We start from the raw sequence: 14777 nt of genomic DNA, 5'->3' as shown, positions 1-14777 counted from the left end.
TTCAGGCGATCGCCTTGGCCGCGACGGGCAGGCGCATGCCGACGCCCAGGCGGTTCCAGCTGTTGATCTGCGCGATCGCCACCGAGAGTTCGGCGATTTCCTTGTCGTTGAAATTGGCCTTCAGCGCGGCGAACTCGGCATCGCGTTCGTCATGGCGGTCGGCCAGCCGCGTGAGCGACTCGGCCCAGGCCAGCGCGGCGCGCTCGCGGTCGCTGTAGAAGCTCACCTCGCGCCATGTCGGCAGGCTGTTGATGCGCTGCCATTCCTCGCCCTGCTTGCGCAGGTCGCGCACGTGCATGTCGAGGCAGTAGGCGCAGCCGTTGACCTGCGAGACACGTGCGAAGACGAGATCGATCAGCACCTTGCCCAGCGTGCTCGACTCGAGCGTGGCATTGACCGACAGAAAAGCCTCGAAGGACTTCGGGGCGAGCTTGGACCAGTTGAGGCGCAAAGTGGGGTTCATGGGTTTCTCCAGTTGGGTTGCAATGAAATCTGCCTGCTCACCCACTGAAGACGGACGGGCCCCACGCCCTGTGACACGCCGCGCGAATTATTTCGAAGAAAAAAGCTGCGCGATGCGCGCCAGCTTGTCGGGGTTGCGCTGCGCGCGGATGCGCACGATGCGGCCGTCCTCGATCTCGAAGGTCTGGGCCGATTCGAGTTCGCCGTCGAGAAAGCGCAGCATGCCCGGCTCGCCGTTGATGTCGACGATTTCCATGCGCACCGCCGGCCCCATGCGGCGCCAGAGCGCAAAGTAGAGCTGCGCCACGCGCTGGCTGCCATGCAGGCTCTTGCCGAAGGTCGGCACCTTGCCGCCGCCGTCGCCGATGAGCTCGGCGTCCTCGGCCATCAGCGCCTTCAATTCATGCAGGCTGCCGCGCGCGGCGGCATCGGCAAAGGCGCGCAGCAGGCGCTCATGGGTCTCGCGCGGCACGCTGAAGCGCGGGCGCCCCTCCTGCACCTGGGCCTTGGCGCGGTGCACCAGTTGCCGGCAGGCGGCCTCGCTCTTGCCGAGGGTGCGGGCGACTTCTTCGTAGTCGGCATCAAACACCTCGCGCAGCAGGAAAGCCGCGCGGGCCTCCGGAGCGAGGCGCTCGAGCACGGCCAGGAAGGCGACGGAGATGTTGTCGGCGCGCTCGAGCAGTTGCTCGGGGGTCGCGGGGGTCGCGGGGGAATGGGGCGCGCCGGTGAGCGTAGGCTCGGGCATCCAGGCGCCGATGTAGTGCTCGCGCTGGACCTTGGCGGCGCGCAGGCGGTCGATCGACAGGCGGGTGACGACGGTCACGAGCCAGGCCTCGGCGCTGTCGAAGGCGTCCTTGGCGGCTTCGTGCCAGCGCAGCCAGGCGTCTTGCACGACCTCTTCCGCCTCGGCAACCGAGCCGAGCATGCGGTAGGCGATGCCCTGCAGGCGAGGGCGGTGGCGGTTGAAGGTGAGGGTGGCGTCGTCCATGGCTGCTAGACGGCTGGCACACGCGGTTTGTGACACCCGCCCCAAAAAAATCGCCCCGGGGTGCGGGGCGAATTCTTTCTTTGCTTATGCGCCCTGGTATTCGGGCTTGGGGCCGAGCGAAGCGGCCAGTTCCTTGCGGTAGCGGTTCAGTTCCTGGACCGTCTTGAAGCTGCGGTCCATGAGCAGGCTCAGGTTGTGCAGGATGCGCTCGCCGACCTTGGTTTCCCAGACGGCGTCGAACTTGATCTGCTTGTCGAGCCAGTGCTCGAGCCAGTCAGGGTCGGGCATGCGGCTCTGGATGGTGTCGTTGGGGAACAGCGCCTTGTTGACGTGCAGGTTCGTCGGATGCAGCGCCTGCGCCGTGCGGCGGGCGCTGGCCATGAGGACGCCGACCTTGGTGAAGGCGGCACGGGCCTCGTCGCCGAACTTTTCCATGGCGCGCTTCATGTAGCGCAGGTAGGCGCCGCCGTGGCGGGCTTCGTCCTGGCTCAGCGTGGTGTAGATGTGCTTGATGACCGGCTCGGTGTGCCACTGGGCGGCACGGCGGTACCAGTGGTTGAGGCGGATCTCGCCGCAGAAGTGCAGCATGAGGGTTTCGAGCGGGGGCGCCGGGTCGAAGTCGAAGCGCACCTCGTGGAGTTCGGCCTCGGTGGGAGCGTGCTTGGGGCTGAAGCGCTTCAGGTACTCCATGAGCACCAGCGAGTGCTTCTGCTCTTCGAAGAACCAGATCGACATGAAAGCCGAAAAATCGCTATCGTGGCGGTTGTCGCGCAGGAACATCTCGGTGGCCGGCAACGCAGCCCACTCGGTGATGGCGTTCATCTTGATGGTCTGCGCCTGCTCTTCCGTCAGCAAAGAAGCGTCGAACGACTGCCAGGGAATATCCTTGTCCATGTCCCAGCGGACGGATTCGAGTTGTCTGAAAAGTTCCGGATAGAGCATCAATGTCTTTCTATGGCCGTCGATTTTAGTCGGCCCGTTTGGCGCGACCATGACAGACGCGCGATGATGCGTATACGCGCGCCCTCGCGGCGCGGATGCGCATTCCCCCTTTTTGACCAGGAGTCCGCCATGCGAACCCGTTCCCCATTGTCGGCTCTAGTCGGCCTCGTACCGGCTATCTCCCTGCTGGCGAGCCTGTTTACCGCCCTTCCGGCCAGTGCGCAGACACCGCCGGCAGCCATCGCCCCGGCGGAGGCCGCAGGATGCCCGGCCATCCTCCAGCACACCTTCCCGCGGCTGCAGGATGAAAAACCCCAGACCTTGTGCCAGTACTCCGGCAAGGTGGTCCTGGTGGTCAACACGGCCAGCTTCTGCGGATTCACGCCGCAATACAAGGGCCTGGAGGCGCTGGACATGAAATACCGCTCGCGCGGCCTCGTGGTGCTGGGCTTCCCATCGAACGACTTCTCCCAGGAATCGGGCTCGAACAAGGAAATCGCGGACTTCTGCGAGAGCACCTTCGGGGTGAAATTCCCGATGTTCGCCAAGTCGTCGGTGCGCGGCACGGAGGCGAATCCGCTGTTCAAGCAGCTCGCGCAGGCCTCGGGCACCACGCCCAAGTGGAATTTCTACAAGTATCTCATCGGGCGCGACGGCAAGGTCGTGCAGGCGTGGTCGAGCATGACCGCGCCGGACGAAAACGGTTTCGTGAGCGTCATCGAGAAGCAGCTCGGACCAAATTGAGACTGCACAGTTCACAGAAAGACGGATCGGTAATATTATTTACCGATGCGTCCAAATCAATGTGAACTGAGCGAAACAAACGTTTACCACTGCGGTGGGAACCGTCCCGCAGCCGCTTCGCTCCTAACTTGCGTGGGCAGTGATTGCCCACCAGTTTTCATGTTGCGAGGTCTTCCGGACGCCTGCCGTCCGGTCGAAATCCCGAGGCGATTCTTCTCCTCCTCCCTCCCTCCCTCCTTCGCGTCGGGGCGCCTCGCAGCATTTTTGTCTTCTGGCCGGGCGGGGGCTGTGCGATGACGCATCCCACCCGCATCGCCGTCATCGGCGCCGGCATCTCGGGACTGGCCGCGGCGCAGACGTTGCGCGACGCGGCCGCCGTCACCCTCTTCGAAGCCAGTGACTACTTCGGCGGCCACGCCCACACGGCAACGATTGAGCTTGCGCGCTCGCCCACCGATGTCACCCGCGTCGCGCACGGCGTGGACACCGGCTTCCTGGTCTACAACGACCGCACCTATCCCCACCTGATCCGGCTTTTCTCCGATCTCGGCGTCGAGACCGCCGAGTCGGACATGTCGTTCTCGGTCCAGGCGACGCGCGACGACGGCCGCCCGCTCGAATGGAGCGGCAACAACCTCGACACCGTGTTCGCGCAACGCCGCAACCTGTTCGACGCCCGCTTCCTGGGCATGCTGCGCGACCTGCTGCGCTTCAACCGCCTGACCACCCGCATCGCCGAGGCCGGCACCGAGGGCGAGCTGGCCCAGCCGCTCGGCGAATTCCTCGATGCCAACCGCTTCGGCGCGGCGTTCCGCGACTGGTATTTCCTGCCGATGATGGGCTGCATCTGGAGCTGCTCGACCACGCAGATGCTGGCGTTCCCGGTGGCCACCATGATCCGGTTCTGCCACAACCACGGCCTGATCCAGATCGCCAACCGGCCGCAGTGGCGCACCGTGCGCGGCGGTTCGCGCAACTACGTCGAGAAAATCGTCGCCGGCCTGCCCGACAAGCGCCTGAACACCCCCGTGCGGCGCATCACCCGCACCGAGAACGGCGTGCTGCTGGCGACCGACGCCGGCACCGAGCGCTTCGACCACGTCGTGCTGGCCACCCACTCCGACCAGTCGCTGGCAATGCTGGGCGACGCCAGCCCGGCCGAGTCCGCCGTGCTGGGCGCAATCCGCTACCAGCCGAACCACGCCGTGCTCCACACCGACGCGGCCGTGCTGCCGCGGCACCGCTCGGCCTGGGCCGCCTGGAACTACGAGCGGGCTGCCGTCGGCGAGCGCGAATCGGGCCGGGTCTGCCTGCACTACCTGCTGAACAAGCTGCAGCCGCTGCCCTGGGAGCAGCCGGTCGTCGTTTCGTTGAATCCGGTTCGCGAGATCCAGCGTAGTCAGGTCATGGCGGAATACGACTACGACCACCCGGTGCTCGACCTTGCCGCGATCCGCGCGCAGGCCGAGGTGCCGGCCCTCCAAGGCCAGCGCAACACCTGGTTCGCGGGCGCCTGGATGGGCTACGGTTTCCACGAGGACGGCCTGAAGGCCGGCCTGGCCGCCGCCGCGGGCCTGCGCGCGCGGTTGTCCCCCGGCAGCGACGCGACCGCGAGGCGCGCAGCATGACACCGACGCAGGCCGTGCCGCTGATGGGCTTCGGGGAAGTCCGCCATGCACGCCTGCGCCCGGCGCGCAACGCCTTCGCCTATCCGACCTATTTCCTGATGCTGCCGATGCGCACGCTGCGCGCGCATGGCAGCGAGGCCGTGGCGCTCAATCGCCGGGCCGCGATTTCCTTCCACGACGTCGACCACGGCGACGGCCGAGCGCCCCGGCAAGGCGGCGCGCTGGCCTGGCTCGACGAACTGCTGGCAGCCCACCGCATCCACGACGCCACCGGCGAAGCCTGGCTGCACTGCTATCCGCGCGTATTCGGCTACACCTTCAAGCCGGTGAGCTTCTGGTATTGCCATACGCCCGAAGGCGTGCTGCGGGCGATCGTGGTCGAGGTGAACAACACCTTCGGCGAGCGCCACTGCTACCTGCTCGACCGCCCCGTGTACGGCGCCGAGCTCAAGGCCGCGAAGGCTTTCCACGTCTCGCCGTTCTGCCAGGTCAGCGGCGGCTACCGGTTCCGCTTCTTCGTCGATGCCGAGCTGACGCGCACCGTGGTGCGCATCGACCACGACGACGCCGAAGGCCCGCTGCTGCAGACCAGCGTGAGCGGCCAGCTCGCCCCCATGGACGCGGCCAGCGTGCGGCGCGCGCTGTGGCGCTACCCGGCGATGACCTTCGGGCTGATTGCGCGCATCCACTGGCAGGCCGCCAGGCTCTGGCTCAAGCGCGTGCCGTTCGTCGCCAAGCCGGCGCCTCCCACCCATTTCGTTTCACGCGACAACCAGCAGCAGGCGAATCCATGAGCGCCGCGCCGGGCCGCCCCAAGCAAGCTCGCACCGCAGTGCGCAGCATGAAGGTACTTCAATGACTTCCTCCCTCACCACTGCCTCCCGCTTCTCGCTGCCCCAGGATGCGCCCGGCGCCGCACGCACCGTGCTCGGCCTGCTGCAGCGGCTGGCTTACGGCTCGCTCACCGTGCGCCTGCCCGACGACTCCGTGCGGCACTTCGGCGCCACGCCCGGCAGCGGCCCCACCGCGTCGCTCACGCTGCGCAACTGGAACGTGTGCAAGGCCGCGCTCAAGTCGGGCGACATCGGCTTTGCCGAGAGCTACATCGCGGGCGACTGGACCACGCCCAACCTCACCGAGCTGATCAAGGTGTTCATCGCCAACCGCCGCGCAATCGAAGACGTGGTGTACGGCAACTGGTTCGGCCGCCTGGTGTACCGGGTGCGGCATCTCATGAACCGCAACAGCAAGGCCGGCAGCTCGCGCAACATCCATGCGCACTACGACCTGGGCAACGCGTTCTACAAGCTCTGGCTCGACGAGACGATGAACTATTCGTCGGCCTGGTTCGAGGGCGACCTCTCCAAGCCGATGCCCGGTGCGCAGCGCGCCAAGGTGCGCCGCGCGCTCGAACTCGCAGCCGTGAAACCCGGCGACCGCGTGCTCGAGATCGGCTGCGGCTGGGGCGCGCTGGCCGAGATGGCCGCCGTCGACTTCGGCGCCTCGGTGACGGGCGTGACGCTCTCGACCGAGCAACTGGCCTTCGCGCAGCAGCGCACCGCCGGCCTGCGCGCGGACCTGCGCCTGCAGGACTACCGCGACATCTCGGACGCACCCTTCGACGCCGTCTGCTCCATCGAGATGGTGGAGGCCGTGGGCCGCGAGTACTGGCCGACCTACTTCCGCAGCGTGAGCCGGCTGCTCAAGCCGGGCGGCCGCGCCTGCGTGCAGAGCATCGTGATCGACGACGAGCTGTTCGACCGCTACATCGACTCGACCGACTTCATCCAGCAGTACATCTTCCCGGGCGGCTGCCTGCCGTGCCCGCGCGAGTTCCGCCGCGAGGCCGAGGCCGCGGGGCTGGAGGTGGTGGACGAGTTCGCCTTCGGCGCCGACTACGCCGAGACGCTGCGCCGCTGGCGCGAGAGCTTCCTGGGACAGCGCGCGCAGATCCTGCAGCTGGGCTTCGACGAGCGCTTCATGCGCATCTGGGAGTTCTACCTGGCCTACTGCGAGGCCGCGTTCTCGCAGGCCAACATCGACGTGGTGCAGTACACGCTGCGCAAGCGCTAGATCGCGCGGACCTTGGTGTCGTCTTCCTTCGGACCCCTGGCCGGCTTGCGCTACGGCCTTCTCGGGCTACCGCTCGCCTTTGTCGCGCTGCCGCTCTACGTGCTGCTGCCCAACCACTACGCGCGCGCCTTCGGCGTGCCGCTGGCCACGCTGGGCGCAGTGCTGCTGGGCGCGCGGCTGCTCGATGCGCTGATCGATCCGCTGCTCGGGCGGCTCAGCGACCGGCTGCACGCGCGCTCGGCGCACGCGGTGCTGGGCGGCGGCGCCGTCGCGGCCGGCGTGCTGCTGCTGGGCTTCGGGCTGCTGTTCTTTCCGCAGGCGCTGGTCGATCCGTCGAGCCATGGCGCGCTGCTGGTGGCGGCGGCCGTGCTGCTGGCGCTGACCTACGCGGGCTACAGCATGCTGAGCATCGCGCACCAGTCGTGGGGCGCGATGCTCGGCGGCGACGCCTTGCAGCGCGGGCGCATCGTCGGCTGGCGAGAAGGCCTGGGGCTGGTCGGCGTGGTGCTCGCCTCCGTGATCCCGACGCTGGCGGGGCTGCCCGCGATGGTGGCGCTGTTCGGCGTGCTGCTGGTGATCGGCTGGGTGCTCTGGACGCGGGCGCCACGGCCCGTGCGTGGCAGCGCTGCGCATCAAGAGGTCGACCTGCGGCTGCCGCTGCGCCGCCCGGCATTCCGCCGGCTGCTGGCGGTGTTCGTGCTCAACGGCATCGCGAGCGCGGTGCCGGCCACGCTGGTGCTGTTCTTCGTGCAGGACCGGCTGCGCGCCCCGGCCTCGCTGGAGCCGGCCTTCCTGGGCCTGTACTTCGTGATGGCGGCGGCGTCGATTCCGGCGTGGCTACGCATCGTGAAACGCTTCGGGCTGGCGCGTTCGTGGCTCGGCGGCATGTGCATGTCGGTGGCGGTGTTCGCCTGGGCCGGCGCGATGGGCGCGGGCGACGCTGTGCCGTTCCTGGTGGTGTGCGCGCTGTCGGGCTTCGCGATCGGCTCCGACCTGGTGCTGCCGAGCGCCCTGCTGGCCGGGATCATTGCCGACGCCGGCGACCAGCCGCATGCCGGCGCCTACTTCGGCTGGTGGAATTTCGCGACCAAGCTCAACCTGGCGCTGGCGGCGGGACTGGCGCTGCCGCTGCTCGGACTGGCCGGCTACGTGCCCGGCGCGCGCGAGGCAGGCGCGCTGCAGGCGCTGTCGCTGGCCTATTGCCTGCTGCCCTGCGTGCTCAAGGTGCTTGCGGGCGCCTCGCTGTGGGCACTGGTGATTCGCCCGGCGGCGGCATCGCAGCAGCCCATGCCGGTCTCGAAGGCCGCGCCTTGAAGCCGCTGAATCCTCCGCTCGCCGACTGGCAGGGCAAGACCGCGTGGATCGTCGGCGCGTCCACCGGCATCGGCCGGGCGACGGTGCTGGCGCTGCTGGCGCGCGGCGCGCGGGTCGGGGTGTCGGCGCGCAACGCCGAGGCGCTCGAAGAACTGGCGCTGCTGCACAACCATGCCGGCCAGCCGCCGCGCGTGATCGTGCTGCCGCTCGACGTGCGCGACAGCGCCGCGGTGGCCGCCGCGCATGCGCAGCTGCTGGCGGCCACGGGCGCCATCGATTTCGTGCTCTTCAACGCCGCCACCTATGGCGCGCTGCGCGCCGATGCGTTCTCGCTCGATCAGATGCTGGCGCACCAGCAGGTCAACTACGTCGGCGCGCTCAATGTGCTGGCGGCGGTGCTGCCCGGCTTCGTGGCGGGCGGTGCGGGGCATGTGTCGATCACCGGCAGCGTGGCCGGCTTTCGCGGGCTGCCCAAGAGCCTGGCCTACGGTCCGACCAAGGCCGCGCTCACCAACCTGGCCGAGGTGCTGTACGTCGACCTGCATGCGCGCGGCATCGGCGTGAGCGTGGTGCAGCCGGGCTTCGTCGACACCCCGCTCACGGCGAAGAACGATTTCAGGATGCCGGCGCTGATCACCCCCGCCCAGGCGGCCGAGGCCATGCTCGAGGGCTGGCGCCGGGGCGATTTCGAGATCCACTTCCCGCGCCGCTTCACCTTTTGGATGAAGCTCATGCGGCTGTTGCCCTATCGGCTGTACTTCCCGGCGGTGGCGCGGTTCACCGGCTTGTGACGGTAGCGGAAGGATTCTTCGCGAGACACCGTGGAACCGGCTTCGCCGGGCCACCGGTGTCGCCCCCGGCGAGGGGGAAGGAGAAGCGACACGAAGTGCGCGAAGCCTGGGGGAGAGTCAGGGCTTCGTGTCGATGAAGCTGGGGCGCAGCATCAGCTTGTCGTACAGCTTGGCGAGATTGGCGTGGTCGGCGCGCCACTCGATCTCGGGGAAGCGCAGGTCCAGCCAGCCGAGCGTGCAGCCGACCGCGATGTCCGACAGGCTCAGGTGGATGCCGCTGCAGAAGGGCTTGTCGCCCAGCCCCTTGGCCATGGCCGCGACCCCGTCCAGCACCTTGGTGCGCTGGCGCTCGATCCATGCCGCGCTGCGTTCGCCGTCGTTGCGGCCGGACCAGGTGGCTTCCAGGCGCCAGAGCACGCCGGCGTCCATGACGCCGTCGGCCAGAGCTTCCCAGGTCTTGACCTCGGCGCGCTCGCGGCCTTGCTGGGGAATCAGCTTGCCGACCGGAGACAGGGTGTCGAGGTATTCGACGATCACGCGCGAGTCGAACATCGCCTCGCCGCCTTCCATGATCAGGCAGGGCACCTTCCCCAGGGGATTGGAGCTGGCGATGGTGGTTTCGGCAGCCCAGACGTCTTCGATCAGGAACTGGTAATCGAGCCGTTTCTCGGCCAGCACCACACGCACCTTGCGCACATACGGGCTGGCGGCCGATCCGATCAGTTTCATGAAGGCTCTCTCCCCAAACTATGACAACATTAGTTAATAGTCATTTTAGGTGAATGGGGAAACCGGAGGTCCGAATCGGCCCCGATGTGTCGGGCCGGCCCCACGGACCGCCGGCCGCCTAAAATTGAGGCATGAGCTTTTCCACCGTTTCCGCCCTTTCCCCCCTTGATGGCCGCTACGCGGCCAAACTCGCGGCGTTGCGCCCGCTGATGAGCGAACAGGGCTATATGCACCGGCGCGTGCAAGTCGAGGTGGCGTGGTTCATTGCGCTGTCCGACTGCGGCTTCGCCGAATTCAAGCCCCTCACGGGCGGCGCCCGCAAGTACCTGCTGGGCCTGGTGTCCCACTTTTCCGAGGCCGACGCGCTGGCCATCAAGGAAATCGAGAAAACCACCAACCACGACGTGAAGGCCGTCGAATACTGGATCAAGTCCAAGTTCGAGGCCCGGCCCGAGCTGCTGGCCGCCGCCGAGTTCGTGCACTTCGCCTGCACCAGCGAAGACATCAACAACACCAGCCACGCCCTGCAGATCCAGGCCGCGCGCGACAAGGTCATGCTGCCGGCCATCGACGGGCTGATCGCCAAGCTGCGCGAAATGGCGCACCAGTTCGCCGATGTGTCGATGCTTTCGCGCACGCACGGCCAGACCGCCAGCCCGACCACCGTGGGCAAGGAAATCGCCAACGTGGCGGTGCGCCTGTCGAAGGCGCGCGCGCAGATCGCATCGGTGCAGCTGCTGGGCAAGATGAACGGCGCCGTGGGCAACTACAACGCCCACCTTGCCGCCTGGCCGGAGTTCGACTGGGAAGCCTTCAGCCGCAAGGTCATCGAGACGCCCGCGCCGCTGGGCCTGGGCCTGAGCTTCCAGCCGTACAGCATCCAGATCGAGCCGCACGACTACATGGCCGAGCTGTTCGACGCGGTGGCGCGTGCCAACACCATCCTGATCGACTTCTCGCGCGACATCTGGGGCTACGTGAGCCTGGGCTACTTCAAGCAGCGCCTGAAGAAGGGCGAGATCGGCTCCTCGACCATGCCGCACAAGGTCAACCCGATCGACTTCGAGAACGCCGAAGGCAACCTGGGCCTGGCCAACGCGGTGCTGCGCCACCTGAGCGAGAAGCTGCCCATCAGCCGCTGGCAGCGCGACCTGACCGACAGCACGGTGCTGCGCAACATCGGCGTGGCCTTCGGCTACGCCACGCTGGCCTATGCCAGCCTGGCCACCGGCCTGGGCAAGCTCGAACTCAACGAGGAAGCGCTGGCCGAAGACCTCGAAGCCTCGTGGGAAGTGCTGGCCGAGCCGATCCAGACCGTGATGCGCCGCTTCGGCGTGCAGGGCGCCTACGAGCAGCTCAAGGAAGTGACGCGCGGCAAGACCGTGACGGCAGAGGCGCTGCACGGGCTGATCCGCTCGCTGGAAATTCCGGAAGAGGAAAAGGCCCGCCTGCTGGCGATGACGCCGGCCAGCTACGTCGGCAAGGCTGCCGAGCTGGCCAAGCGCATCTGATGGCACTCAAGTCCACCATCTTCAAGGCCACTCTCGCGGTGGCCGACATCGACCACGGCTACTACGCCGACCATGCGCTGACGCTGGCGCGCCACCCCAGCGAAACCGACGAGCGGATGATGATCCGGCTGGTAGCGCTCGCCCTCAACGCGCACCAGCTGCAGGACATCTGCAACGGCGACGGCACGCTGGCCTTCGGCGCCGGCCTGTCGAACGTCGACGAGCCCGACGTGTGGCTGCGCGACTTCACCGGCGAGGTGAAGATCTGGATCGAGGTCGGCCAGCCGGAAGACAAGCCCATCATCAAGGCCTGCGGCAAGGCGGACGAAGTGATCGTCTATTGCTTCAACCACGCGGCCGAGATCTGGTGGCGAGGCATAGAGAACAAGCTGACGCGGCCGCAGAACCTCAAGGTCTACCGCGTGCCGACCGCTGCCTCGCAGGCACTGGCCGCGCTCGCGCAGCGCAGCATGCAGCTGCAGGCGACGATCCAGGAAAACACGCTGACGCTGGGCGACGGCACGAACAGCATCGACGTCGAGCTGCTGCGCTGGAAGTAACGCCGAGCGGCTAGACCGCCGGCATCATCTCGCCGCACTGCCAGCACTGCTCGAAGCCGCCTTCGACGTGCTCGCCGCACACGCACTGCCAGCTGCGCTGCGGACGATGCTGCAGCTCATGCAGCAGGCGCCTGGCAAGGTCGAACTGGGTCTCGTCGTCGATCCAGATCTCGGGCAGGCACTGGTCGGGCGGCAGCTGGCCCATGACCGCGCCGAGAAACTCGCGCTGCACGGTGGCGGCCACGCCCTCTTCGCGCAATGCATGCGCCCACACGGTCGCGATGGCGAGGTTGGGGGCTTGCGCGAGGCGGCGCATCGTCAGGGCGCCCAGTTCTGCTCGTTGTCGGGGTCGAACCCGGGTTCGGCGGCGGACGGCGGCGGTTCTGCCTCGCGCGCGCGCTCCGCATAGCGGTTGAAGCGCCAGGCCGAGTCTTCCATGGTGATGCGGCGCCAGGTGGCGCGCTTCTCTACCGGCGTCATGGCGGGCCAGAGCTGCACTTCGTCGAAACTGCGGCCGCAGCCCTTGCATTCGTCGTCGCCCTGGCTGGTGGAGCAGATCGCGATGCAGGGGGTGTCGGGCGTGCTTTCGTACCAGGCCATCCATGCGGCCCAGGCCTTGGGCGGAAAGCCGACCTCGTCGACCTCCTCCTCGTGATGAAAGACCATGAGCGCGTAGACCTCGGCCAGCGCCCGCAGCTCGGGGCCCAGCGTGACCCCGTCGGGCGAGGGCGATTTCTCGCGCCAGTGATTGATGGCGGCCTCGATGTCGGTGATGTGTATGGCGGCCATGAAGAATGAAGAATCCAGCGAGCGGGGATCATAGACCGGCAATGCCCCGAAGCCGTGAAGGGCCATGATTGCTACAAAACAAGGAGCATCGGAGCCCCTGTTCATGCGCATTTTCAGCGCATTCTTTTTAAACCCCTGAAAACTTTCGGTTGCGCCGCCGATGTCTTCGATGCTCTAATCCCGCCCACGAAGGGGAGTAGCTCCCGACCGCCGTCCACGACGGCGCGAATCGTCAGGTCGTCAATACGAAGCAAAACACTTCCGGCCTGCCGGGCAGCGTACGCGCATTGTTTTTTGCGCGCGCGGTGTCGAGCAAGACCTTCGATTTGAACCTGTGCAGGTTTGGTCGAAGCGTTCGCGAGTCCCCGGTATCACCCGGCCTTTCTTCCTCGCTTTCGACCATCCGCCCAGGATGAATCGAAACGCATCGCCATGCGCCTTCGTCGTCGCCCTTCCGGGGGGCGAGGCTGGGGCGCGACAACCAAGAGGAACCTATGGAACTGTTCATGGCCCCGGAATTCTGGGTCGCTGTCGGTCAGATCATCATGATCGACATCCTGCTCGGCGGCGACAACGCCGTCGTGATCGCACTGGCCTGCCGCAAGCTGCCGCCGCACCAACGCACCAAGGGCATCCTCTGGGGCACCGCCGGCGCCATCATCCTGCGCGTCATCCTGATCTTCTTCGCGCTCACGCTGCTGGCCATTCCGTTCCTGAAGCTGGTCGGCGCCATCCTGCTGGTGTGGATCGGCGTGAAGCTGCTGGCACCCGAGCATGACGACGCGCACGGCAACATCACCGGCAGCGACAAGCTGTGGGGCGCGGTCAAGACCGTGATCATTGCCGACCTCGTGATGAGCGTGGACAACGTGATCGCCATCGCCGGCGCCGCGCAAGGCGCGGGCGAAGGCCACCAGATGCCGCTCGTGATCTTCGGCCTGCTCGTGAGCATCCCGATCATCGTCTGGGGCAGCCAGCTCGTCATCAAGCTGATGGACAAGTTCCCGATGATCATCACCGCCGGCGGCATGCTGCTCGGCTGGATCGCCGGCACGATGGCCGTGTCCGACCCCGCGCTCGCCAATGCCGCCGCCTGGACCTGGGTGCCGAAGGTGCCGCAGACCGACACCATCAAGTACGCGGCCGGCGTTGGCGGCGCACTGCTGGTGCTGGTGATCGGCAAGTGGATTGCCGCCCGCCAGGCCCGCAACAAGCCGCAGACCCCGGTGACCACCGGCTGAGCATCGCTCGCAGCCACTGGACATCGATACCGCGAACTTCCGTCACAAGCCAGCCTCTGTCACTCTAACTATCTGAAGGAGCACGCCATGGAAAAGATCATTCTTTATATCGACGACGTCACCTACGCATGTGAACAGTTCGCCGAACTCGCGCCCGACGCGAACAACGTCGTGGCGCGCCATTGGGTGCTGGTGGCCTGCGCGCCGCGCATGACGCATCGCATCAGCAAGTGGGTGAGCCACAGCGCGCGCGAGAACTGGCGCGCCAAGTGGTTCAGCAAGGTGCAGGCACAGATGCTGCCCCTGCTGGAGCGCAACGGCGGGCAGGTGACGCCGGTGCTGGCGAAGGGCCCGCTGGCCGAGCTGACCGCGCAGCTGAAGCGCGAGCACGGTGCCGCGCACGTGGTCGATGCGCGCCGTCCGAAGATCGGCGTCGACCTGGAGCCGGTGACGCCGGACCAGAAGCCGGCGCACCAGTCGGGCTGGGCCTTCCCGGGCGCGGTGATGGGCATGGGCGCACTGCTGGTGCTGGCGAACGAGCTGGCCGAGTAAGCGGCTCGCGTTCTCTTCTTCCACGAGCCCCGGCGCGGCAACGCACCGGGGCTCGTTTGTTTTGTCCGGGCACCCTGGGGTATCCTGCGCCGCATGCGCATCATCATCAAATGGCTGCTCAGCGCCGTCGCGCTGCTGGCGGTGGCTTATCTCTACAGCGGCGTCCAGGTCAACAGCTTCGGCTCCGCGCTGATTGCCGCGGCCGTCATCGGACTGCTCAACATGATCGTGCGGCCGGTGCTGGTGGTGCTGACGCTTCCCGTCACCATCGTCACGCTCGGGCTGTTCCTGTTCGTGATCAACGCGCTGCTGTTCTGGGCCGCCTCGGGGCTGCTCGCCGGCTTCCACGTCAACGGCTTCCTGGCCGCGCTGATCGGCTCGCTGCTTTACTCGCTGCTGGGCCTGCTGATCGAGTCCGCGCTGGGCGGGCTGCTGTCCAGGCGCTGAAGCAAC

At 67.1% G+C, this 14777-nt stretch carries 17 protein-coding genes; 11 read left to right on the top strand and 6 right to left on the bottom strand.

Annotated elements, in window-relative coordinates; translation table 11 throughout:
* Position 1: 1 nt before the first annotated feature.
* From C4F17_RS19880 to C4F17_RS19870, 3 genes are all read right to left on the bottom strand, one after another.
* Entirely contained in the window at positions 2-463 is a 462-nt protein-coding gene (locus tag C4F17_RS19880) for a carboxymuconolactone decarboxylase family protein (protein WP_106936395.1), read from the bottom strand.
* Between the two features lie 87 nt (positions 464-550).
* On the bottom strand, positions 551-1450 hold the full coding sequence (locus C4F17_RS19875) for an RNA polymerase sigma-70 factor (RefSeq protein ID WP_106936393.1): 900 nt from the start codon (positions 1448-1450) through the stop codon (positions 551-553).
* Positions 1451-1534: 84 nt separating this feature from the next.
* On the bottom strand, positions 1535-2392 hold the full coding sequence (locus tag C4F17_RS19870; RefSeq protein ID WP_081268747.1) for a ferritin: 858 nt from the start codon (positions 2390-2392) through the stop codon (positions 1535-1537).
* 129 nt (positions 2393-2521) lie between these two features.
* Between C4F17_RS19870 and C4F17_RS19865 the strand changes: the two genes are divergently transcribed.
* The 6 genes from C4F17_RS19865 to C4F17_RS19840 all read left to right on the top strand — a co-directional run bounded on the left by C4F17_RS19865 (position 2522) and on the right by C4F17_RS19840 (position 8942).
* A complete protein-coding gene (locus C4F17_RS19865; RefSeq protein ID WP_106936391.1) occupies positions 2522-3136 on the top strand; it encodes a glutathione peroxidase in 615 nt (204 codons plus the stop codon).
* Positions 3137-3429: 293 nt separating this feature from the next.
* Positions 3430-4764: an NAD(P)/FAD-dependent oxidoreductase gene (locus tag C4F17_RS19860; protein WP_106936390.1), complete on the top strand. Its 1335-nt coding sequence runs from the start codon at positions 3430-3432 to the stop codon at positions 4762-4764.
* A complete protein-coding gene (locus tag C4F17_RS19855) occupies positions 4761-5558 on the top strand; it encodes a DUF1365 domain-containing protein (RefSeq protein WP_106936388.1) in 798 nt (265 codons plus the stop codon). The genes C4F17_RS19860 and C4F17_RS19855 overlap by 4 nt, the downstream gene beginning before the upstream one ends.
* 61 nt (positions 5559-5619) lie before the next feature.
* Complete coding sequence (locus C4F17_RS19850; protein ID WP_081268743.1) at positions 5620-6837, top strand: SAM-dependent methyltransferase; 1218 nt, start codon at positions 5620-5622, stop codon at positions 6835-6837.
* Between the two features lie 12 nt (positions 6838-6849).
* Positions 6850-8151 (top strand): MFS transporter, encoded by a 1302-nt coding sequence (locus C4F17_RS19845; RefSeq protein ID WP_199851871.1) that lies wholly within the window; start codon positions 6850-6852, stop codon positions 8149-8151.
* Positions 8148-8942 (top strand): SDR family NAD(P)-dependent oxidoreductase, encoded by a 795-nt coding sequence (locus tag C4F17_RS19840; RefSeq protein WP_106936387.1) that lies wholly within the window; start codon positions 8148-8150, stop codon positions 8940-8942. Before C4F17_RS19845 ends, C4F17_RS19840 begins: the two co-directional genes overlap by 4 nt.
* 117 nt (positions 8943-9059) lie before the next feature.
* On the opposite strand, the gene C4F17_RS19830 is transcribed toward C4F17_RS19840, so the two are convergent.
* A complete protein-coding gene (locus tag C4F17_RS19830; RefSeq protein WP_081268741.1) occupies positions 9060-9671 on the bottom strand; it encodes a glutathione S-transferase N-terminal domain-containing protein in 612 nt (203 codons plus the stop codon).
* Positions 9672-9802: 131 nt separating this feature from the next.
* On the opposite strand from C4F17_RS19830, the gene purB reads away from it, so the two are divergent.
* Together purB and C4F17_RS19820 are read left to right on the top strand one after the other, a co-directional pair.
* Entirely contained in the window at positions 9803-11182 is a 1380-nt protein-coding gene (purB, locus tag C4F17_RS19825; RefSeq protein WP_106936386.1) for an adenylosuccinate lyase, read from the top strand.
* A complete protein-coding gene (locus tag C4F17_RS19820) occupies positions 11182-11742 on the top strand; it encodes a YaeQ family protein (RefSeq protein WP_106936385.1) in 561 nt (186 codons plus the stop codon). The genes purB and C4F17_RS19820 overlap by 1 nt, the downstream gene beginning before the upstream one ends.
* A 10-nt stretch (positions 11743-11752) precedes the next feature.
* Here C4F17_RS19820 and C4F17_RS19815 read toward each other — a convergent pair whose 3' ends face one another.
* Both C4F17_RS19815 and C4F17_RS19810 read right to left on the bottom strand, forming a co-directional pair.
* A complete protein-coding gene (locus C4F17_RS19815) occupies positions 11753-12058 on the bottom strand; it encodes a putative signal transducing protein (protein WP_081268738.1) in 306 nt (101 codons plus the stop codon).
* A gap of 2 nt (positions 12059-12060) precedes the next feature.
* A complete protein-coding gene (locus tag C4F17_RS19810; protein WP_081268737.1) occupies positions 12061-12531 on the bottom strand; it encodes a DUF3717 domain-containing protein in 471 nt (156 codons plus the stop codon).
* 494 nt (positions 12532-13025) lie between these two features.
* Between C4F17_RS19810 and C4F17_RS19805 the strand changes: the two genes are divergently transcribed.
* From C4F17_RS19805 to C4F17_RS19795, 3 genes are all read left to right on the top strand, one after another.
* Positions 13026-13772, top strand: a complete 747-nt coding sequence (locus C4F17_RS19805; protein ID WP_081268822.1) for a TerC family protein — start codon at positions 13026-13028, stop codon at positions 13770-13772.
* A gap of 87 nt (positions 13773-13859) precedes the next feature.
* The gene (locus tag C4F17_RS19800) at positions 13860-14324 is read left to right on the top strand and encodes a hypothetical protein (protein WP_081268736.1); all 465 of its coding nucleotides are present in this window, start codon (positions 13860-13862) and stop codon (positions 14322-14324) included.
* 93 nt (positions 14325-14417) lie between these two features.
* Positions 14418-14771 (top strand): phage holin family protein, encoded by a 354-nt coding sequence (locus C4F17_RS19795; protein WP_081268735.1) that lies wholly within the window; start codon positions 14418-14420, stop codon positions 14769-14771.
* Positions 14772-14777: the final 6 nt, after the last annotated feature.

Origin of the sequence: Variovorax sp. PMC12, assembly GCF_003019815.1 — a bacterium.
GTDB lineage: Bacteria > Pseudomonadota > Gammaproteobacteria > Burkholderiales > Burkholderiaceae_C > Variovorax.
This window is presented reverse-complemented; position numbering and strand designations above follow the sequence as displayed.

What these genes read in the sequence shown, in the direction of transcription:
- C4F17_RS19805 (WP_081268822.1), top strand. Translation starts at nt 13,026, where the DNA reads ATGGAACTGTTCATGGCCCCGGAATTCTGGGTCGCTGTCGGTCAGATC.
- C4F17_RS19810 (WP_081268737.1), bottom strand. Translation starts at nt 12,531, where the DNA reads ATGGCCGCCATACACATCACCGACATCGAGGCCGCCATCAATCACTGG.
- C4F17_RS19860 (WP_106936390.1), top strand. Translation starts at nt 3,430, where the DNA reads ATGACGCATCCCACCCGCATCGCCGTCATCGGCGCCGGCATCTCGGGA.
- C4F17_RS19850 (WP_081268743.1), top strand. Translation starts at nt 5,620, where the DNA reads ATGACTTCCTCCCTCACCACTGCCTCCCGCTTCTCGCTGCCCCAGGAT.
- C4F17_RS19870 (WP_081268747.1), bottom strand. Translation starts at nt 2,392, where the DNA reads ATGCTCTATCCGGAACTTTTCAGACAACTCGAATCCGTCCGCTGGGAC.
- C4F17_RS19815 (WP_081268738.1), bottom strand. Translation starts at nt 12,058, where the DNA reads ATGCGCCGCCTCGCGCAAGCCCCCAACCTCGCCATCGCGACCGTGTGG.
- purB (WP_106936386.1), top strand. Translation starts at nt 9,803, where the DNA reads ATGAGCTTTTCCACCGTTTCCGCCCTTTCCCCCCTTGATGGCCGCTAC.
- C4F17_RS19865 (WP_106936391.1), top strand. Translation starts at nt 2,522, where the DNA reads ATGCGAACCCGTTCCCCATTGTCGGCTCTAGTCGGCCTCGTACCGGCT.
- C4F17_RS19830 (WP_081268741.1), bottom strand. Translation starts at nt 9,671, where the DNA reads ATGAAACTGATCGGATCGGCCGCCAGCCCGTATGTGCGCAAGGTGCGT.
- C4F17_RS19795 (WP_081268735.1), top strand. Translation starts at nt 14,418, where the DNA reads ATGCGCATCATCATCAAATGGCTGCTCAGCGCCGTCGCGCTGCTGGCG.
- C4F17_RS19820 (WP_106936385.1), top strand. Translation starts at nt 11,182, where the DNA reads ATGGCACTCAAGTCCACCATCTTCAAGGCCACTCTCGCGGTGGCCGAC.
- C4F17_RS19800 (WP_081268736.1), top strand. Translation starts at nt 13,860, where the DNA reads ATGGAAAAGATCATTCTTTATATCGACGACGTCACCTACGCATGTGAA.
- C4F17_RS19855 (WP_106936388.1), top strand. Translation starts at nt 4,761, where the DNA reads ATGACACCGACGCAGGCCGTGCCGCTGATGGGCTTCGGGGAAGTCCGC.
- C4F17_RS19880 (WP_106936395.1), bottom strand. Translation starts at nt 463, where the DNA reads ATGAACCCCACTTTGCGCCTCAACTGGTCCAAGCTCGCCCCGAAGTCC.
- C4F17_RS19875 (WP_106936393.1), bottom strand. Translation starts at nt 1,450, where the DNA reads ATGGACGACGCCACCCTCACCTTCAACCGCCACCGCCCTCGCCTGCAG.